Origin of the sequence: Parasphingorhabdus sp. (genome assembly GCF_036963705.1) — a bacterium.
GTDB lineage: Bacteria > Pseudomonadota > Alphaproteobacteria > Sphingomonadales > Sphingomonadaceae > Parasphingorhabdus.
On the sequence record NZ_JBALUT010000053.1, the window covers coordinates 1 to 18,797 of the forward strand.

Below are 18,797 nucleotides of genomic sequence, written 5' to 3' on the forward strand. Positions count from 1 at the left end.
CGCAGGTCAATACCGACACTGACCGGTCCGGCGATATCGGCTTGCTGCAGGCAGCGATTGATGCCGATTCGGTCGACCCCCTCGCCACCAGCTTTGGGCCGTTGCTCGGAGCGCCCGTTACCGACAGCGCCAAGGTCGTCGATCAGACGATCAACAATCTCGCGACCCTGTCCGGCACCTTACTGGTTCTGCCGTCCGGTGCTGTCACCACCACTGTCCGCGCCGGCTATAACCGCGAGGATCTGGACAGCCGGGAAACCCGCGGCGCGATTGTCACCACCACCGGCCTCAGTCGCGATGAACTCAGCACCGGGATCAACATCGATATCCCGCTGGCAGACGAGAATATCGATGTTGTCGAAGCGATCGGCAAATTGTCGATCAACGGCAATCTCGGCTATTCGGATCTTTCCGACTTTGGCGGTCTGGTCGAATTCGGGTTTGGCCTGAACTGGGAACCGGTCGACGGACTCGTGTTCTCCGCTTCCGCCATCGGCGAGGAAGCGGCACCGAGCATCGCGCAATTGGGCAATCCGGTGATCATCACGCCCGATGTCACGGTCTTCGACTTCACCAACGGCGAATCCGTGCTGGCCGCGATTACCACCGGCGGCAATTTTTCGCTGCCAGCGGAGAAGCAGCGGGATATCAAGCTCGCGGTCAATTATCGCCCCGAGTGGCTCGACGGTTTCACCTTCCTCGGCGAATATTTCCGCAATAACAGCACAAATGTCGCGTCCAGCTTCCCGCTGCTGACGCCGGAGATCGAGGCAGCCTTCCCCGACCGCGTAACCCGCGATGCCACTGGCCGCCTGACCGCGATCGACCGGCGGCCGGTCAACTATGCCAATGTCAGCAGCGAACGCATCCGCTACGGCATCGATTTCTCCAAACGTTTTGGTCAGGAAAGCGGCGGCGGACGCGGAGGAGCGGACCGGGCATCCAGACGGCCCGCTGCAGAAGCGCCCGAAGGTCAGCCAGAAGGCGATAAGCCACCACAAGACTCGACACCTGAAAGCGGAGCGGAATCAAGGCCAGAAGGCGCGCGCGGTGGTGGCGGAGCTGGTGGTCGTCCAGGCGGAGGTGGCCCAGGAGCTGGAGGACGTCCAAGCGGCGGACGCTGGCAACTGTCAGCCTTCCATACCATTCGCCTAGAGGACCGGATCAAGATTCGGGACGGAGTCGATGAGCTGGACTTGCTCAACGGTTCGGCGGTCGGCTCGACCGGCGGCAGCCCGCGGCACGAGTTCGAGATCAACGGTGGCTGGTTCAACAACGGCATCGGCTTTCGGCTCGACGGCAAGCATCAGGTGGCAACTAGCGTCAACGGCGGGCTGACCGGTTCCGACCTGCGCTTTTCCGATCTGACCACGTTCAACCTGCGCATGTTTATCAACCTTGATGACCGCGGCAATCTGACCGAGAAAATCCCGTTCCTGAAGGGCAGCCGGATCGCTTTCAAGGTCGACAATATCTTCGACGATATCCAGACCATTCGCGACGGCAACGGCCTGATTCCGCTCAGCTACCAGAGCGGATTTGTCGATCCGGTCGGGCGCTATGTCGAGATTGATTTCCGCAAGCGGTTTTGACGCAGTCATCCCAGCGTAGGCTGGGATCCAACCCAAGCTGGTTTCTCCCAATCACGTCGGGCTGGGCCCCAGCCTGCGCTGGGGCGACGGTTAAATATCTAACCCAATTCCGCCATCAAGACCGCATGCGCCCGGTACATCCTGATCTCCGGCCGTTCGCCAAGTAGCGCGGTCAACCGGTTGACGAAATCCCCCGATGCCGGGACCGCGAAATGCGCGGCAACGGCGGCTTCGTCCTGCCATTCTTCGTGAAAGAACGGGCGCGCCGGGTCGTCGCAATCGGCGTAGATATTGTGCGAGATACAGCCGGGTTCGTCGCGGGACCGGGCGCTATGCTCGCTACACAATGCGATAATCTGTTCGCGCTGGGCAGGCTGAACCGCGAAGGATGCGGAAATGATGATCACAGGCTCAGCGTCGCCCGCGTCGTGCTTTTCGACATGAAATAGGCAAGCACCGCCGCGATGATGGTGACAATCACGGTAAACGCGGTCGGCGTGAAACGCAGTTCCGGTCCCGCGCCCTGCAAGACCATAACGATTAAAAATGCGGGGATCAGCGTCATCCCCAGATGTTTCAGCGCCAGCACAAAGGGCGCAAAACCGACGCGGGTGTCAGCAGGCAGTCCGGGCTCGATCTTGCCCGATTTGCGTTGCGACACAGTGATCGGATAGACGATCAACGTCAGCATCAGGCTCATCAACACCGCAATGGCAATCAGGGTCCCGCCGAGATTGGGTGCAGAATCGCCAAAGGGGAGAGTCGCAGGAACAAAGGCAAGATCGCGGGTCAGCCAATAGTTGATCCCGCCGGCCAGAACGATATTTACTACCGCATCCCCCCTCGCCTGCTTCTCGATAAAGGCGTCCATGCTGATCGGTGCTGCGGCAATCCGTGTAGCCATATTCTCTCTCCCTGTTTTTTCTTGGAGAGTGACCCTGACGGAGGTGCACGTCAAGTGGGGTTGGCTCGGGTGGCGTCGTTACGGTAGAAAACGACCTATTCGTTTGTCATACCGATCTTCCGCAATACTCGCCACGCCAGCGACTTGGCACGGTTGCGCGCGGGGAAGCGCTCTGGTGCCTTGGGTTTCATCCCCCGCTTGCGCAGCAAACCATTGAGCGCACGCGCGTCGGCCTCTTCGAAGCTCCAGTCAGATCGCCAGGTAATCGATAGCGAGATGCTCGGTTCCGAACCGTTCTGGACATAATGCGGCGCCATGACAGGGACGAAAATCGCCTTGCCCGGGGTTAGATGATGCCTGGTGCCATCGGCTTCGAAGTCATCCTGCCAGACGAGATTGCGATGCCCGCCGACATGATAGGCTTCGTGGATTTCGTCGGCGGCAAAGCGAGCGTCGCCGGCGGGAAAAGTGGTCATCCACTTCTCGCCGCGCAGCTGCAGCAGGATATTATGTTCCGGATCGAAATGATAAGGCGTCACCGCATCGGGTGAGGACACGAAGATGAAGCCCTGCGGTTTCAGCATCTGGCCGGTTTTGGCTTCCAGGATCGGACGGATTTCACCGAGCAGTAACAGCAGCAAGGCTTCATATTCCGGTACCTGCTCGATATTCTTCAGCACCGCCCAGCTCGCCGACTGCTCGATCATCCGGATCGTGTCACCGATGGTCATGCCATTGTCCGGCACATCTTCGGGTGTGATCCCGACCGGAAGATCACCGGGATTATATTCGACACTTTTCTCTGGAAGCGCGGTGCCAAGCTTTGCCAGCGCTTCGAGGGTCAGCAATTGGTGCGACACCATCGCATGGTCGAACACGTGCGGCTGCTCTGGGTAACAGCTATCGAATTGCTTGCGGCTATCCTCGCCAAAAATCTGTTGCTTGAAGCTGTCCTGACCGGAGATCTGGTTCATTTCTACACCTCGTTCGGATCAATGATAGTGCGCCCCTTGATCTTGCCCATCAAGTCTTCGCCGAGCCGCAGGCCGTGAAAAATCGCGCGGCGGGAAACGCCCTTCAGTTCGATCGAGAAGCGGCCGACATGGCGGCGTCCGGACCAAAGGCTGTCGATCATCGGATGGTCCTGCGAAGCGCAGCTGTCCATCCAGTCGATCGCACGGTTTTCGAGGATCTTGAGATTTTCCAGCTGCAGCAAAACGCCGGGAGAAAAACGCGAGAAGGCTTCGTCAAATGCGGTTTTGAACGAGAAGCTGCCGCGGCCGCTGTGGAAATTTACCAGCATCGCCAGCGGCGTACCTTCGAGGCGGATATCATGACGCTCCAGCTGCCCTGCTCGCGCTGCCCCGCGCAAGGCCTCGCGGAAAAACCCCGTTGTCTGCTCCGATGAATTCAGCGACGAGCCGCCATAGCCTTTCCAGCCCTGGCTCTCCAGTTGCAGAAATTCGTCGATCCATGAATCGAGATTCGTGTCGTCATTGTGGCGACAGAAGGTCACTTCGCCCAGTTCGTCGAGCCGCTTGGCCTGGCGCCGCAGCTCTTTGCGCTTTTTGCCGCGAACGGTGGCGTTATAATATGCCTCAGACCCGAGGTCGCTCTGCAAGAACGCTCGCGCTTCGCTCTGGACAAGATCGCAGCGGCGCTTTTGTTCGCCGCACAGGGCGCGTAGCGCATGATCCAGTGGTCCGCCGATAGCCATGCCGTGGATATGGAGAAAGCCCGGCCAGTCGCCGCTGTCGAGCGCGCTAAGCAAATGGCTCCAGAATTCCGCTTCAAAGCCCTTCCGGACCAATGGCGTGCCGAGAAAGCAATTGTGATGGACCCAGTTCTGGACATGCGGCACCGGCCAGCGCCCGAACCGGCTTTCCGGGCCGAGCGGGAATAAGCCAAGCAATTGCGAATGGCCCGGTTCGCCCGCCCATAGCAAAAACAGCCGCAGGTCGGGGTGATGGTCAAATTCGGTCAAGCCGGGCCGCAGGAACCATTGTTCGTAGAAGATATTCGGCTCGCTCGCCTGTCCAGCCAGTTCGCTCCATGCCTCGACGAGATTGGCATCTATAAGGGATACCGGATGCAATACCGCCCGGCGCTCGGAGGGCGACTGTCCGTCGCGGAACCGGTTAGCGGGGAGGTTCGTGCCCTCCAACTTCTGTAACCCATTCAAATCCATCGCGTTCCGCCTGGTTAGACCAATTACTCAACTGGCGGTCAGCCTAGCGAAAAAGGGGTAATATGTGATTAACGCAAGCCGCGCATAGGCCTGCGGGGCCAGGTCAGCAAAAAACCCCGCCGGAATCGCTTCCGGCGGGGTCTTGTTTCAAGCCAACGGGAATGGCGTACTAGTGAACGCCGCCCTGTGCCGCATAAAGCGCTGCGAGCAGCAGCAATGCGACGATATTGGTGATCTTGATCATCGGGTTGACGGCCGGACCTGCGGTATCCTTGTAAGGATCGCCAACAGTATCGCCGGTCACTGCAGCATGGTGAGCGTCCGAGCCCTTGCCGCCGTGATTGCCGTCTTCGATATATTTCTTGGCATTGTCCCAAGCGCCGCCGCCTGCTGTCATCGACAGCGCAACGAACAGACCGGAGACGATCACGCCGAGCAACAATGCGCCGAGAGCCGCAAAGCCGTTCGCCTGACCCGCAACCGCGGTGATCACGAAATAGACCACGATCGGTGCGAGAACCGGCAACAGCGATGGCAGGATCATTTCCTTGATCGCCGCCTTCGTCACCAGATCCACGGTCCGTGCATAGTTGGGACGCGAGGTACCAGCCATGATGCCCGGGTCAGCAGCAAACTGTTCGCGAACGTCTTTGACAACGTCACCGGCAGCGCGACCAACAGCGGTCATGCCCATGGACCCGAACAGATATGGCAGCAATGCACCAAGCAACAGGCCAACGATCACATAGGGATTTTCAAGGCTGAAGCTGACTTCAAGGTTCGGAAAGAACTCCTTGAGGTCGGCTGTGTAAGCCGAGAAAAGCACCAGAGCCGCAAGACCGGCGGAACCGATGGCATAGCCTTTGGTTACAGCCTTTGTGGTGTTGCCCACTGCGTCGAGCGCATCGGTCTTGTTCCGGACACTCTCGTCCAGACCAGCCATTTCGGCAATGCCGCCTGCATTATCCGTAACCGGACCATAAGCATCGAGCGCCACAACCATTCCGGCGAGTGCCAGCATGGCGGTTGCCGCAAAGGCGATGCCGATCAGACCAGCGAGCTGGAACGCGACAACGATGCCGATGACGATTACCAGCGTCGGCAAGGCCGTTGCTTCCATCGAAATCGCCAGTCCCTGGATCACGTTCGTGCCGTGGCCGGTTTCCGATGATTTGGCGATCGACCGCACCGGACGATATTGCGTGCCGGTATAATATTCGGTGATCCAGATGATCAGGCCGGTAACAGCCAGACCAACCATCATTGACCAGAACAGGGCCATGCCGGTAAATCCGCCAGTGCCGTCAAGTGCGGTACCGATTTGCGCGTCCATGTCACCGAGCGTCCGCATGGTGACATAATAGATCGCCGGGATCGAGAGCACCGCAGTGGTGATGAAACCCTTGTACAGCGCGCCCATGATATTGGTGCCGCCGCCAAGGCGAACCATGTAGGTACCGATGATCGAGGTCAGGATACAGACACCACCAACGATTAGCGGCAGAGACATCAGGTCGTAGAGCATTGCGCTGCCGACGAGATCGCCGAACAACAGAGCCAGAAGCACCATGGTGGCGCCAACGGTCACAACATAGGTCTCGAACAGATCAGCTGCCATGCCGGCACAGTCACCGACATTGTCGCCGACATTGTCCGCGATGGTCGCAGGGTTGCGTGGATCATCCTCGGGGATGCCCGCTTCGACCTTGCCGACCAGATCGGCGCCAACGTCAGCGGCCTTGGTAAAGATACCACCGCCGAGACGCGCGAAGATCGAAATCAGCGAAGCGCCGAACGCCAGAGCGACCAGTGAGTCAATCACTGTACGGTCATTGGCAGCAAAGCCCATTTGCGTGGTCAGTGCCCAGAAGAAGATGGAAATCGCGAGGAGCGCGAGGCCAGCAACCAGCATACCGGTCACCGCACCGGCGCGGAACGCAACGGTCAGGCCGGTCTGCAAACTCTCGCTAGCGCCCTGCGCCGTGCGGACATTTGCGCGCACCGAAATATTCATCCCGATATAACCAGCAACACCCGATAATATCGAGCCCAGAAGGAAACCGATGGTCGATACCGGAACACCGCCGCGTGGCATGTCGAGGAACACGAAAACCAGAACCGCGACAACGATGCCGACGATACCGATCGCCCGATACTGGCGGTTCAAATAGGCTTGTGCGCCTTCCTGAATCGCGCCCGCAATAGATTGCATCTTCTCGTTGCCTGCCGGCGCATTGAGCACCTGACGGCTGGTAATAAAACCGTACAATATGGCTATAAAACCACATAAAATTGAAATGGTGACTACAGTCATTGCTGAGCATCCCCCCCTGTTTATTATAAAACGCCCCTGATAACCGGGGCGATGAGCTTTTTGTATAGTGCGGGAAACGCGGGCCGTGCAAGCCCTGATTTTTACCGGCTAGGGGATGCAGTCAAAAGGCTTTTGGGGGGAGCCGGCTCCGACCGGATCAGGCGTGCAGAAATCCCAAATGTTCGGGCAATTCCAGTCGCTCGCCATGGCTATGCAGGGCGACGCCGGTTCCCGGACGACAGACTCCAACGCAAGTAAGCGGAATCGAAAGCACGGTTCCGGGGCTGGCGGTGAGCAACAACTGATAGTCGTCACCTCCGGTTGCCGCATTGATCCGCGATTCCCGGTCATCGCCGACTAGAGACTGGAACTGTTTGGATAACGGAATTTCCGCAAGATCTATCTCGATCTTTACGCCGCTCGCCTCTGCAATCCGCGATGCATCGAGCAACAATCCGTCCGAAATATCCATCATGCTGCTGACCAGATTGGACAGCACCCTTCCCTCCTCCAGCCGCGGCATCGGGCGAGTGTGGGCTTTCAATAATGATGCGGTGACATCGATATCGGTTGATCGGAGTAATCCCGAAGCAATCTGCAGGCCGGCCCAGGCATCACCGATGGTTCCGGTGACATAGACAGCGTGACCCGGCTTTGCATTGCTGCGCGAGGGTACGATATGGCCTTTTGCTTCGCCAATCGCGGTCAGGCCGAAAGTGCGCGGGGCATCTGCCCCCATCGCTACCGTGTCGCCGCCGAGCAACGGCACGGCAAACCGGTCTATCGCCTGCTTCAGGCCCTCGACGAAAGCGGCATCCCATTGATCGCCAGAAGTTTGGCCATAACCGAGCAGCACCCCAAGCGGCTTCGCACCCTTGGCCGCCAGATCGGACATGTTCACCGCGACAAGTTTCCACGCCACGTCGGCAGGATCGGCATCGCGAAGGAAGTGCACGCCTTCGACCATCATGTCATGGGTCATCACCAGTTTGTGGCGACCGAAAGGCATCATGGCGACATCGTCGGCCAGTCCGCGGGCTGCAGGATGGTTAGAAATGGCCTTTAGCCGGTCAATAAATGCTAGTTCGTTCAAGAGAGGGCGTGCTCCAGTGCCATTCTGATGGAAGCGTTGGCGCGCTTGCTGACCGCAGCCTTTGGGACAAATCCGTTAAAACCGTGCGGCGCGCCGGGGTAGATAGCAAGCTCAACTGGAACACCGGATGAACGAAGACGATTTGCATAATCAATATCTTCGTCGAGAAACAGATCGAGATCACCGCACATGATATAGGCGGGCGGCAGACCGGTAAGATCGCTTGCCCGCGCAGCGGCCGCATAAGCGCTGGCTCCGCCTTCCTCTGCATAGAGCGACCAGGCATGTAGCGAGGCTTCGCGCGTCCAGCTGGAAGGCGGGATATCCATATGTCCCGAAGGTGTATCGTGCCGGTCATCGATCATCGGATAGATGAGCAACTGAAATGCGATCTCCGGCCCGCCCCGGTCGCGGTTGAGCAGCGCAGCGCTCGCCGCCAGCCCGCCGCCCGCGCTCGGTCCCGCGAGGATGATCTTGCGCGGATTGCGGTTTTTCGCGATTCGTTCGATCACAGCACAAACATCATTCGCTGCAGCCGGTGCGCGATGTTCCGGCGCCATCCGGTAATCCACCGAGACCACCGGTGCGAGAGCGGAGTAGCTTTGCGCAGCAAGCTCCTCTGGGCTGCCGATCAAATAGCCGCCGCCGTGCAGCCAGATGATCGTGCAATCGGGATAGAGCATATCGTGCCCTTGATATTCGAGCACCGAAACTTCGGGTTCACCAGCCAGACCGGGCATATGATAGGCGTCTTTCTGGCCTTCAAATTCGGGCAGGGTCTCGGCTATCCTTGAGAAACGGTCGGTAGCAGCCGCACGTGCGCTTGCTACGTCTGTCCTCAACATCTCGGAAATATAAGGCCCGTCGGCAGAAATCATCTCGCGAAATGCAGGATCGAGCCGGTCTAGAAAGTCGGACAATATTTTCCCCTAAAGCAACAGGGGTATTGTTCAGCCCCTGACCTGTTTCGCAATACTGTCGAGCAGTCCGTTTACGAAACCAGCATCCTTCTTGTTGAAAAAGGCATGAGCCACGTCGAGATATTCGTCAATTACCGTTGCGATCGGTACGTCATCATATGCGACCAATTCAAATGTACCGCAGCGGAGGATCTGGAGCATCGTCTTGTCGAGACGTCCCAATGTCCAGCCTTTGGCCAGTTTCGAATCGACCAGTCCGTCGATTTCCTCGAGCCGCGACGTCACGCCGATAACCAGATCATCGAAAAAGTCGCCTTCGGCCGGATGATATTGGTCATCCTCGATTTCCTTGCCGAGCCGATGGTCGTGAAACTCCTTGATCAGTTTCGTCACCGGCGTTTTTTCCATCTGGTGCTGGAACAAGGCCTGCACGGCTGCCAGACGGGCAGCGGATCGGGATGTTGATTTTGCGGTCATGTTCTTTTCATCCGTGGAGTGCCGAGGAAATTGCCCTTGCCGATTTGCAGGCCACGCTCGCGGAGCAAGGCATAGGCCGTCGTGGCATGGAAATAGAAATTGGGCTGGGCAAAGCTCAGCAGGTAATTTTCGCCGGTAAAAGGCATCACTGTATCCTTGAAACGGAATTCCACGTCCTTGCCGACAAAGCTCTCCATCTCGGCTTCGCTAACCGCTTCGAGGCCAGTCTTTGCTTCATCAAGCTTCTCGTAAAGGCCGACCCAGTCATTCGGTGGCGCGACCAGGCTTGGCGTCGCCAAACCCTCCCTCACAGCTTCAATCGCGCCAAGCGAATGCTCGCGGCAGGATTTTATCTGATAGGAAAAGGGCAGCATGTCCTCAATCAGCCGAGCGCCGATAAGATCTTCCGCTGGGGCATCTTTTTCCTCGCAATGGGCCTTGGCCTTGTCGACCAGTTTGCGGACCGCTGCGATGATCTGCAGCTGGGACGGGATGATGGCGTCATATAGTGAAATGGTCATGGACATCTTCTTTCTGTTGATTGTCAGCGCCGGTCGAGCCGCTTTGCGATGCTGGCGGCATGCGCGGGCAAACCTTCTGCCTGTGCCAGCGCAACCGCAGCCGGCCCAATATTGCGCAGAGCCTGTTCGTCGCAGTGAATGAAGCTGGTGCGTTTCATAAAGTCGGTCACCGAAAGACCGGACGAGAAACGTGCCCGTCTTCCGGTCGGCAATACATGGTTGGGGCCGGCGACATAATCACCGACAGCCTCGGGCGTATGGCGGCCCAGAAACACCGATCCGGCGTGGCGGACTTTTCTGAACAGAGCATCCGGATCGTCGACCGCCAGCTCGAGATGTTCGGCAGCCAGCCGGTCGACCAGAGGGATGGCCTGCTCTAACCGGTCGACAATGATGATCGCTCCATTGTCATTCCAGCTGGTCGTCGCGGTTGCGGATGTTGCAAGGACCTTTAGCTGCTCATCAATTTTTATAGCAACTTGATCGGCAAACTTCATATTATCTGTGAATAATATCGACTGGCTTGTCGGATCATGCTCGGCCTGGCTGAGCAGATCGGCGGCGATCCAGTCGGGATCATTCTTGCCGTCTGCCACCACTACAATTTCCGAAGGACCAGCAACCATGTCGATGCCAACAACCCCGAAAACCTGCCGTTTCGCCTCTGCGACCCAGGCGTTGCCGGGGCCGGTGATAACGTCGACCGCTTTGATTTTTTCGGTCCCGTAAGCCAGAGCAGCGACCGCTTGCGCGCCGCCAATCCGCCAAATTTCGTCTACTCCGGCCAATTCTGCGGCAGCGAGTACCAAAGGATTGATATAACCGCCGGGCGCGGGAGTAACCATGATGATATGCTCGACACCGGCAGCCTTGGCCGGGATGGCGTTCATCAGCACCGAAGACGGGTAAGCTGCTCGGCCGCCGGGGATATAGATGCCCGCTCGCTCGACCGCTCCCCAGCGCGCGCCAATGCGCACGCCGGCTTCATCCATATAGTCCCTGTTATCAGGGATTTGCCCCTCATGGTAATCACGGATTCTTAAGGCTGCCAGCTCTAGCGCAACTCGCAAAGATGCTTCCAAGTCTTCCAGTGCCGCAGCCGATTCAGCCTTCGACACGCGCCAGCCGGTCTGTTCCAGATCATGCCGGTCAAACTTGCTGGTCAGCCGAGAAACCGCCTCATCGCCATGATCGCGCACATCCCGAATGATCGCCCGGACGTCGGCCGACACATCATCATCGGCCTCGCGCCGCGCGTTGACTAGCGCGTCAAAGGCTTCGGCGAAACCGTCATCGGTGATGGCCATCCGCATCGGCATCAGACCTGCCCCACCAGCTCGCGAAATTTCTGCACCAGCGGCGTCAGTTCGGCGCTGCGCATCTTATACGCTGCGCGGTTTACAACCAGACGTCCCGAAATATCCAGTATCCGGTCGGTCTCGACCAGATTGTTCGCTTTCAACGTGCTGCCCGATTCGACCAGATCGACGATATGCCGCGACAGGCCCAATGATGGCGCCAGTTCCATCGCGCCGTTCAACTTCACGCACTCGGCCTGAATGCCCTTGCTCTCGAAATAGCGGCTGGTCAGATTGGGATATTTGGTCGCCACCCGGAGATGGGAGATATTGCCGACCTGCTCCGCGTCGTCCTTCGGCTGGGCCAGCGACAGGCGGCAGCGGCCGATGCCGAGATCGACCGGCGCGTATAATTCGCTATAGCCGAATTCCTCTATCACATCCGATCCGACGATGCCGATCTGCGCAGCGCCATGGGCGACAAAGGTCGCGACATCGAACGCCCGGACGCGGATGATCGAGATATGATCCTGATTGGTCGCGAATTGCAGGCTGCGGTTGGACTTGTCAAAAAAGGCGTCTTCTGGCACGATACCGGCCTGCTCCAGGAGCGGCAAAGCATCGTCCAAGATCCTCCCTTTCGGAATTGCAAAGATTAGTGGTTTGGCCATGATGGCCGCGGCTTTACGGGTTCGCAGATGAAAGGGCAACGAGTTATGGACATTTTGGACGTTGAAGATATCGCCCAGGGAATGCGCGGTCAGGCGGAACATTGTTTGCGCAACGATGCGCCCGTTACTGCTTCGATCATCATCGGCCAATTGGCGTTGATCGGCGGCCCCACTGCCTGCGGACAAAAGATCGCGCACTGGCCGGGAAAACCGCTGGAAGACGCGATGCCGCTGCGCCTCACCGGCGGACTCCACCATCTCTATCTCAGCGGCAAGGAACCACGGCTCGCCGAAATATACGAACGCCGGACGACTGATCAGGATGCGATCGATCGCCTCGTTGGACAAGTGGTCGCCGACCATGACGAGCAATTGCTGCCGTGGTTCGATAGCCCGCCACAGACCAATGAGTCCGGTCGATCGGCCAGTTTCATGGCTGGATTATTGTGGCTGTCGGAGCGTGTCGGGTCGCGATTCGAACTGCTCGAACTGGGTGCCAGCGCTGGCGTGAATACGATGATGGGACGCTATCATTACGACCTGAGCGGCGTTCAGGCGGGGCCGGAGGATTCACCGATGCGGATCAAGCCGGAATGGCGCGGTCCACCGCCCCCGCAAGCTCCCGTCGAGATTGTCACTGTTCGCGGCTGCGACCAGAACCCGATAGACCTGACCGATGATGAAACCGCCGCTCGGCTCAAAGGCTATATCTGGCCGGAAATGCCCGCCCGCTTCGAACGGATGGAAGCCTCGATCGCGCTCGCCAAGCAGGACGCACCCGATGTCGTGAAAGCCGATGCCGCCGACTGGACGGAAGAGCAGCTGACCCTGCCGCAGAAAAGCGGCGTGACCCGGGTGCTGATGCATTCGATCGTCTGGCAATATCTGCCGCAGGCAACCAAGGACCGGATCACGACCGCAGTGGAGGCTGCCGGCAAAGCGGCGACGGTGGACAGGCCACTGGCATGGATGTCGCTGGAGACCAACCGCAAGACCTTCAGCCACGAACTGACCATCCGCTATTGGCCCGGAGGCGAGGAAGTGGCGCTATTGGGCCGCGCCCATGCCCATGGCGCGTGGGTGGAGTGGTTTGAGGGTTAATGACGTAGCAAAGGTAGACTGCCCTCTCCCATAGGGAGAGGTCTCATCATTCCGTAATCGTGTTGGGCGTGCCCTTGGGCAGCGGAATATATTCATCGGGATCGCCCGGTACCTTGGGAAAGCGCCCTTCGAACCAGTCGGCCTTCGCCTGCTCGATCCGCTCCTTGCTCGAGGATACAAAATTCCACCAGACATGGCGTTCGGTGGTAAAGGCCTCGCCGCCGAGCAGCATCGCCCGCCCACCAGACAGGGAGGAAAGCGAGACACTCGCCCCCGGTGCAATCACATACAGCACATATTTCTCTAGCGGCACGCCATCCAGCGCGCCGTCGCCGTCGACCAGCATTACCGCTCGTTCGTCAGCCTCCGCGTCAATCGGTATCGCGCCATCGGCGAACAGCAATATGTCGGCATAGATCGTCTCGGCATGACATGTGGTTGGAGCTGCCTGTCCCCAGAGCGACCCCATGATGATCCGCGCCTTTACGCCATTGTCCTCGACCAGCGGCAAATCTTCCTCCCCGACATTCTCGAACGCCGGATCAATCTCTTCCTTGCCATCGGGCAATGCCAGCCATGTCTGCATCCCGAACATCGGCTTCTTTTGGTCGCGACTCTCCAACGGAGAGCGCTCCGAATGGACAATCCCCCTGCCCGCCGTCATCAGGTTCACCGCACCCGGCCGGATTGTCTGGTGCGTGCCAAGACTGTCACGATGATCAATCGCGCCTTCGAACAAATAGGTCACCGTCGCCAGATTGATATGCGGATGCGGGCGCACGCCCATGCCATCGCCTTCCGGCAGGACCGCCGGGCCAAATTCGTCGACAAAGATAAACGGCCCAACCATCCGGCGATGACGCGATGGCAGGACACGGCGAACTTCGAAGTCGCCAAGATCGTGGGTGGTTGGGGTGATCGTTTGGATGATGTTGGTCATATTACATCCAGCCTTCTGACGGTTTTCTCTGTTATCACATTCCCCGTGTTGAGCGTTGTCTTTGGTTCTAGCATCAGCACGTGACATTCATCTGACAAAGCCTCCGGGCAATGTTCGACGCCATGCGGGACGATAATCATTTCGCCTTCATCAAGATCGATATCACCGCTGCGCAACCCCATCCGCATCCGGCCCTTGATCACCAGGAACAGCTCGTCTTCCCGTTCATGATGATGCCAGTCAAACTTGCCTTCAAATTTGGCAAGCTTCACCTGCATGTCGTTGATCTCGCCAGCGACTTTCGGAGACCAGTGATCGGAGAAGCTGGCGAAGGCGTCGGCAAGATTGACCTTTTGGGCGGTCACTCTCCCGGTGCCCTCGCCTTGATCACCATAGCATGAACCTTGTCGCGCATCATGTCGCCGAGCGCCTTGTTGACCATCCGCTGGCGGTTGAGGCGGGATTGTCCTGCGAAGGCCGCGCATTCAATGTCGACGGAGAAATGCGATTCCCCGCTGCCATCGTCGCCGGCATGGCCGTGATGGCTGGCGCTGTCGTTGGTCACGACGAGCGATATTGGCGAGAGTTCGGCGGTGAGCCGCTTTTCAATCTCGCTGTGGACTGGACCTTTGGGCATCGAATCTCCATATTGCTTTTTCACTCAACATATTAGCCGTTTTTGCTGCGCTTGTCGAAGCGCCTTTGCGGCTTTCAAACAGTCCTTCGAACCGCGCGGGACCAACGGAGCAACATTGACCGTTTCGCCCAAAAGAAAACCCAACCGCTTTCATGGCCGCGTCGAAACCGAAGGCCAGCCTTGCACCATCGAGGGCTGCCTCGAAGCCGGGGAGTTTCGCGCGCCCCCTATATACGGCTCCAGCCGCAGCCATGACGGCCCCGGCGAATATCGCTGGCTTTGCCTCGACCATGTCCGCGAGTTTAATCAGGGCTATGATTATTTCGCCGGAATGGATGCGGAGGAAATTTTCCAGGCGCAACATCCGGTGCGCGGATGGGACTCGACGCGACGAGTCTATGATGCGGGACCGAGCGTGCCACCGGCCTGGGCCAATTTTACCGATCCGCTCGATGCAATCGGCGCACGATTTGCCGCCGGTATCAACCGGCGGCAAGCTTCGGGCCCGGGCATCTCTCGCGCTGATCAGAATGCGCTCAGGACGCTAGGGCTTGGCGACGATGACAGCCAATCCATCGGTCGCAGTGACATCCGCCGTGCCTATTCCGCGCTGGTCCGCAAATATCATCCCGATCGCAATGGTGGCGACCGCAGCCACGAGAAACAGTTGGCAAATGTGATCGAGGCCTATACGCAGCTTAAGGAATCACCGGATTTTCGATGAGAATCCAATTCCCGTTGGTCCTGAACTTGTCGAGGAACGCTTCAGGTCCTCGGCGCCTGTCGATTTTGACGAACGTGTTTCGACAGGCCCGATGATAGGGGCTAGGGCCAACGGATGAGCAATTTCGAAGGGCGAACATGACTGAGATACCAAATACCAATTCCGATACCAGCGGCGAAACCATCATGGATGCGCCCGACAAGATGGTCGATGCGCGCGAGATTTTTGGTATTGATCTCGACATGCAGGTCCCCGCGTTCAGCGTGAAGGACGAACGGGTTCCCGATCTCGACCCCTCCTATGTTTTCGATCCCGAAACCACGACTGCCATCCTGGCCGGCTTCGCTTTCAACCGGCGGGTGATGGTCCAGGGCTATCATGGTACCGGAAAATCGACCCATATCGAACAGGTTGCCGCACGCCTCAACTGGCCCTGTATCCGGATCAACCTCGACGCGCATATCAGCCGTATCGATCTGGTCGGGCGCGATGCAATTGTATTGAAGGACGGCCAGCAGGTCACCGAATTCCGCGAAGGCCTGCTCCCCTGGGCGTTGCAGACGCCGACCGCCCTGGTGTTCGACGAATATGACGCCGGTCGCCCCGACGTGATGTTCGTGATCCAGCGGATATTGGAAGCAGAAGGCAAGCTTACCCTGCTCGACCAGAACCGCGTGATCCGCCCCAACCCCTATTTCCGTCTGTTCGCCACCGCCAACACCGTCGGTCTCGGCGACACCAGCGGGCTTTATCACGGCACCCAGCAGATCAACCAGGGCCAGATGGATCGCTGGAACATCGTCGTTACGCTGAACTATCTGCCAGCGGCGACAGAAGCAAAGGTGATCCTGTCGAAAGTGCCGGACGCCGGCGACAAGACGGTCGAGAATATGATCAAGGTCGCGGAACTGACCCGGCAAGGATTCGTCAACGGAGACATTTCCACGGTGATGAGCCCGCGGACCGTAATCAGCTGGGCCCAGAATGCTGCGATCTTCAAGAATATCGGCTTCGCCTTCCGCCTCTCCTTCCTCAACAAATGTGATGAAGCGGAGCGGATGCTGGTCGCCGAATATTATCAGCGGGTCTTTGGTGAAGATCTGCCGGAAAGCGTGATGGGCAAATAGTCGGGCTTCAAATCTAGTCAGATTGCGGATCGTCTGCGCGATCTGAAAATTCGGTCATCACAGCCAGCGCTCCCCACACGGTGAGCGTTGGCAACACGCGTTCAGGAAAATCGATGAGGTCACCAGCATTGCTTTCGGCATACCAGGCTGCCAGCAAGACCGCCGTCAGCATGATGCTGTTCCAGATTCGCCGATGGGTATAGGTTACCAACAAGATGCTGCTCACCATTGCCGAAATGATGACCAGCAACAGAATATAGTCATCCATCGGAATTTCGGTAATATTGCCCAGGCTGACACCGATGATCGCGCCGAAGAATATGTTCAGCGCGTTGATCGTCGCTTCGTATTCGCGCTGGGTCAGTCTAAATGGATTTCCGATTTCCAACAATTTTCCTAGCATTATCCATTCTCCAGATATGCCAATAAACTAGCAAAACATTCATGCTTTCCAAACTTCTTTCTCGCCAATGGCGTATTATTATGGCAATACAGTAGCTACATGCTTGAGCGTAGCCCTGATTCTTCTGTCAAACGTCCCTGGTTTTGGCCATTTCGCAGCAGGCCGAAGGCTGAAACCACATTCTACGAACCCTATGGCGACGCCATCCCGCCGCGCATTGACGAGCCGGTTGCGCCGCTCAAAAAGCCGCGCGGAAAATGGTGGTGGTTCAGTCGCGCCATGGCAGCCGGGCTATTCATCTTCATTATTCTGGTCGCCTATCTTGCGATCACTGCGCCTTTGTCTAAATCCCTGCAACCGATTGTTCCGCCGCAAATCACGCTTTTGACCTCCGACGGACAGCCGTTTGCCCGCAATGGCGCGGTGGTCGATGATCCGGTACAGGTCGTAAGATTGCCCGATCATGTGATGCAAGCCTTTATGTCGATCGAGGACCGGCGCTTCTATTCGCACTGGGGCGTTGATCCACGCGGGTTCGCTCGCGCGTTGTTGAGCAATATCTCCGGTAGCGGAATGACACAGGGCGGCAGCACGATCACCCAGCAACTGGCCAAGACCACATTTCTGACGCCGGAACGCAGCCTGACCCGCAAGGCGCGGGAAATGCTGATCGCATTCTGGCTAGAGGCATGGCTGAGCAAGGACGAGATATTCGAGCGCTATCTGTCCAACGTCTATTTTGGCGACAATGTCTACGGCCTGCGCGCCGCGTCGATGCATTATTATTATCGTCAGCCGGAAAAACTGACGCTCGAACAGTCGATCATGCTGGCCGGCCTGGTCCAGGCGCCATCCCGTCTCGCTCCGACACGCAATCCGGAGCTGGCCGGAAAACGCGCCAAGCTCGTCAAGGCAGCGATGGTCAGCGCCGGCTATCTGACCCAGCAAGAAGCCGACAGACTCGGCACAGCCAGACTGGATGTCCGCGCCAAAAATGCCCTGCCCACCGGGACCTATTTCGCCGATTGGGCCATGCCGCAAGCGCGGGAACTTACCGACCTCAGCTACGAGAGCCTGAACCTGACCACGACCCTCGATGCGCGGCTGCAGGAGATTGCCCGCCGTGCTATCGCCCGCGCGCCGCTCGGTCAGGCGCAGGTCGCCCTCGTGGCGATGCGGCCGGATGGCGAGGTCGTGGCGATGATCGGCGGCAAGGATTATGCGAAATCCGCCTTCAACCGGGTCACCCAGGCACAGCGCCAGCCGGGGTCCACATTCAAGCTGTTCGTCTGGCTGGCAGCGCTGCGTTCCGGCATGAACCCCGATGACATGGTCGACGACAGTCCGATCACCAAAGGCGGCTATCTCCCCAAAAATGCCGGAGAAAAATATCGCGGCACGCTCAGCTTGAAAGATGCTTTTGCCAAGTCGAGCAATGTCGCAGCGGTGCGCCTGTTCGGCCAAGTCGGCGACAAGGCTGTCATCCGCGAAGCCCGTAATCTTGGTGTCAAATCCAGGCTCGCCGAAGATGACCCCAGCCTGGCACTCGGCACCTCAACCATGACCCTGATGGAGTTGACCGCTGCTTATGCAGGGGTCGCCGGCAACCGCTGGCCGGTCGAGCCTTATGCTTTCAAGAAAGAACAGCAAACCTGGGCCGAGTGGCTGTTTGACTGGCCGGGACGCTATAGGGCCGACACCCATGCCAATATGGAGAAACTGTTGCGGTCCGCGGTCAACGAGGGCACGGGACGCAGGGCGATGTTGTCGATCCCCAATTATGGCAAGACCGGCACCAGCCAGAATAATCGCGACGCCCTGTTTGTCGGTTATGCCGGGGACGGTGATGACCGGCTGGTGGTCGGAGTCTGGATCGGCAATGATGAC

19 protein-coding genes and 1 pseudogene are annotated in these 18,797 nt (G+C 58.3%); 5 read left to right on the forward strand and 15 right to left on the reverse strand.

What is annotated here, in order from left to right; translation table 11 throughout:
• Positions 1-1,592 (forward strand): annotated as a pseudogene (locus V7680_RS11570) (TonB-dependent receptor plug domain-containing protein); the annotation flags it as partial.
• Between the two features lie 98 nt (positions 1,593-1,690).
• Here the strand turns inward: V7680_RS11570 and V7680_RS11575 are convergent.
• The 11 genes from V7680_RS11575 to hisG form a co-directional block, all read right to left on the reverse strand.
• Entirely contained in the window at positions 1,691-1,999 is a 309-nt protein-coding gene (locus V7680_RS11575) for a putative quinol monooxygenase (RefSeq protein ID WP_335653431.1), read from the reverse strand.
• Positions 1,996-2,496 carry a hypothetical protein gene (locus V7680_RS11580; protein ID WP_335653432.1) on the reverse strand — a complete coding sequence of 167 codons (501 nt, stop codon included), beginning with the start codon at positions 2,494-2,496 and terminating at the stop codon, positions 1,996-1,998. Before V7680_RS11580 ends, V7680_RS11575 begins: the two co-directional genes overlap by 4 nt.
• A gap of 95 nt (positions 2,497-2,591) precedes the next feature.
• A complete protein-coding gene (locus tag V7680_RS11585) occupies positions 2,592-3,470 on the reverse strand; it encodes a transcriptional regulator (protein WP_335653433.1) in 879 nt (292 codons plus the stop codon).
• 2 nt (positions 3,471-3,472) lie between these two features.
• Entirely contained in the window at positions 3,473-4,684 is a 1,212-nt protein-coding gene (locus tag V7680_RS11590; RefSeq protein ID WP_335653434.1) for a GNAT family N-acetyltransferase, read from the reverse strand.
• Positions 4,685-4,853: 169 nt separating this feature from the next.
• Positions 4,854-6,998, reverse strand: a complete 2,145-nt coding sequence (locus V7680_RS11595) for a sodium-translocating pyrophosphatase (RefSeq protein WP_335653435.1) — start codon at positions 6,996-6,998, stop codon at positions 4,854-4,856.
• Positions 6,999-7,155: 157 nt separating this feature from the next.
• Positions 7,156-8,091 carry a thiamine-phosphate kinase gene (gene thiL, locus V7680_RS11600; RefSeq protein ID WP_335653436.1) on the reverse strand — a complete coding sequence of 312 codons (936 nt, stop codon included), beginning with the start codon at positions 8,089-8,091 and terminating at the stop codon, positions 7,156-7,158.
• On the reverse strand, positions 8,088-9,011 hold the full coding sequence (locus tag V7680_RS11605; RefSeq protein ID WP_335653437.1) for an alpha/beta hydrolase: 924 nt from the start codon (positions 9,009-9,011) through the stop codon (positions 8,088-8,090). Before V7680_RS11605 ends, thiL begins: the two co-directional genes overlap by 4 nt.
• Positions 9,012-9,041: 30 nt before the next feature.
• The gene (gene nusB / locus V7680_RS11610) at positions 9,042-9,488 is read right to left on the reverse strand and encodes a transcription antitermination factor NusB (RefSeq protein ID WP_335653438.1); all 447 of its coding nucleotides are present in this window, start codon (positions 9,486-9,488) and stop codon (positions 9,042-9,044) included.
• The gene (locus V7680_RS11615) at positions 9,485-10,009 is read right to left on the reverse strand and encodes a DUF1993 domain-containing protein (protein WP_335653439.1); all 525 of its coding nucleotides are present in this window, start codon (positions 10,007-10,009) and stop codon (positions 9,485-9,487) included. The genes nusB and V7680_RS11615 overlap by 4 nt, the downstream gene beginning before the upstream one ends.
• Positions 10,010-10,032: 23 nt before the next feature.
• Positions 10,033-11,328: a histidinol dehydrogenase gene (gene hisD, locus V7680_RS11620; RefSeq protein ID WP_335653440.1), complete on the reverse strand. Its 1,296-nt coding sequence runs from the start codon at positions 11,326-11,328 to the stop codon at positions 10,033-10,035.
• Positions 11,328-11,978 (reverse strand): ATP phosphoribosyltransferase, encoded by a 651-nt coding sequence (gene hisG / locus V7680_RS11625; protein ID WP_335653441.1) that lies wholly within the window; start codon positions 11,976-11,978, stop codon positions 11,328-11,330. Before hisG ends, hisD begins: the two co-directional genes overlap by 1 nt.
• Positions 11,979-12,023: 45 nt before the next feature.
• On the opposite strand from hisG, the gene V7680_RS11630 reads away from it, so the two are divergent.
• Positions 12,024-13,079: a DUF2332 domain-containing protein gene (locus V7680_RS11630; RefSeq protein ID WP_335653442.1), complete on the forward strand. Its 1,056-nt coding sequence runs from the start codon at positions 12,024-12,026 to the stop codon at positions 13,077-13,079.
• 46 nt (positions 13,080-13,125) lie between these two features.
• Here the strand turns inward: V7680_RS11630 and V7680_RS11635 are convergent, their stop codons facing one another.
• Genes V7680_RS11635 through V7680_RS11645 form a run of 3 tightly spaced genes read right to left on the reverse strand, consistent with a single transcriptional unit; the run spans position 13,126 to position 14,656 of the window.
• Complete coding sequence (locus V7680_RS11635; RefSeq protein ID WP_335653443.1) at positions 13,126-14,019, reverse strand: pirin family protein; 894 nt, start codon at positions 14,017-14,019, stop codon at positions 13,126-13,128.
• A complete protein-coding gene (locus V7680_RS11640; RefSeq protein WP_335653444.1) occupies positions 14,016-14,384 on the reverse strand; it encodes a cupin domain-containing protein in 369 nt (122 codons plus the stop codon). Before V7680_RS11640 ends, V7680_RS11635 begins: the two co-directional genes overlap by 4 nt.
• Positions 14,381-14,656 carry a BolA family protein gene (locus V7680_RS11645; protein ID WP_335653445.1) on the reverse strand — a complete coding sequence of 92 codons (276 nt, stop codon included), beginning with the start codon at positions 14,654-14,656 and terminating at the stop codon, positions 14,381-14,383. The genes V7680_RS11640 and V7680_RS11645 overlap by 4 nt, the downstream gene beginning before the upstream one ends.
• Positions 14,657-14,771: 115 nt before the next feature.
• Here V7680_RS11645 and V7680_RS11650 point away from each other — a divergent pair, with 115 nt between their 5' ends.
• A complete protein-coding gene (locus tag V7680_RS11650; protein WP_335653446.1) occupies positions 14,772-15,380 on the forward strand; it encodes a J domain-containing protein in 609 nt (202 codons plus the stop codon).
• Between the two features lie 137 nt (positions 15,381-15,517).
• A complete protein-coding gene (gene cobS, locus V7680_RS11655; RefSeq protein ID WP_335653447.1) occupies positions 15,518-16,507 on the forward strand; it encodes a cobaltochelatase subunit CobS in 990 nt (329 codons plus the stop codon).
• 13 nt (positions 16,508-16,520) lie between these two features.
• On the opposite strand, the gene V7680_RS11660 is transcribed toward cobS, so the two are convergent.
• Positions 16,521-16,895 (reverse strand): hypothetical protein, encoded by a 375-nt coding sequence (locus tag V7680_RS11660; RefSeq protein ID WP_335653448.1) that lies wholly within the window; start codon positions 16,893-16,895, stop codon positions 16,521-16,523.
• A gap of 114 nt (positions 16,896-17,009) precedes the next feature.
• Between V7680_RS11660 and V7680_RS11665 the strand changes: the two genes are divergently transcribed.
• The coding region (locus V7680_RS11665) for a transglycosylase domain-containing protein (protein WP_335653449.1) at positions 17,010-18,797 on the forward strand (1,788 nt) is incomplete at its 3' end.

Bases quoted from the DNA above. Each gene is read 5' to 3' on its own strand.
- V7680_RS11630 (WP_335653442.1), top strand. From the start codon at position 12,024: ATGGACATTTTGGACGTTGAAGATATCGCCCAGGGAATGCGCGGTCAG.
- nusB (WP_335653438.1), bottom strand. From the start codon at position 9,488: ATGACCGCAAAATCAACATCCCGATCCGCTGCCCGTCTGGCAGCCGTG.
- V7680_RS11645 (WP_335653445.1), bottom strand. From the start codon at position 14,656: ATGCCCAAAGGTCCAGTCCACAGCGAGATTGAAAAGCGGCTCACCGCC.
- V7680_RS11595 (WP_335653435.1), bottom strand. From the start codon at position 6,998: ATGACTGTAGTCACCATTTCAATTTTATGTGGTTTTATAGCCATATTG.
- V7680_RS11635 (WP_335653443.1), bottom strand. From the start codon at position 14,019: ATGACCAACATCATCCAAACGATCACCCCAACCACCCACGATCTTGGC.
- hisG (WP_335653441.1), bottom strand. From the start codon at position 11,978: ATGGCCAAACCACTAATCTTTGCAATTCCGAAAGGGAGGATCTTGGAC.
- V7680_RS11585 (WP_335653433.1), bottom strand. From the start codon at position 3,470: ATGAACCAGATCTCCGGTCAGGACAGCTTCAAGCAACAGATTTTTGGC.
- V7680_RS11580 (WP_335653432.1), bottom strand. From the start codon at position 2,496: ATGGCTACACGGATTGCCGCAGCACCGATCAGCATGGACGCCTTTATC.
- V7680_RS11590 (WP_335653434.1), bottom strand. From the start codon at position 4,684: ATGGATTTGAATGGGTTACAGAAGTTGGAGGGCACGAACCTCCCCGCT.
- hisD (WP_335653440.1), bottom strand. From the start codon at position 11,328: ATGCCGATGCGGATGGCCATCACCGATGACGGTTTCGCCGAAGCCTTT.
- cobS (WP_335653447.1), top strand. From the start codon at position 15,518: ATGACTGAGATACCAAATACCAATTCCGATACCAGCGGCGAAACCATC.
- V7680_RS11615 (WP_335653439.1), bottom strand. From the start codon at position 10,009: ATGACCATTTCACTATATGACGCCATCATCCCGTCCCAGCTGCAGATC.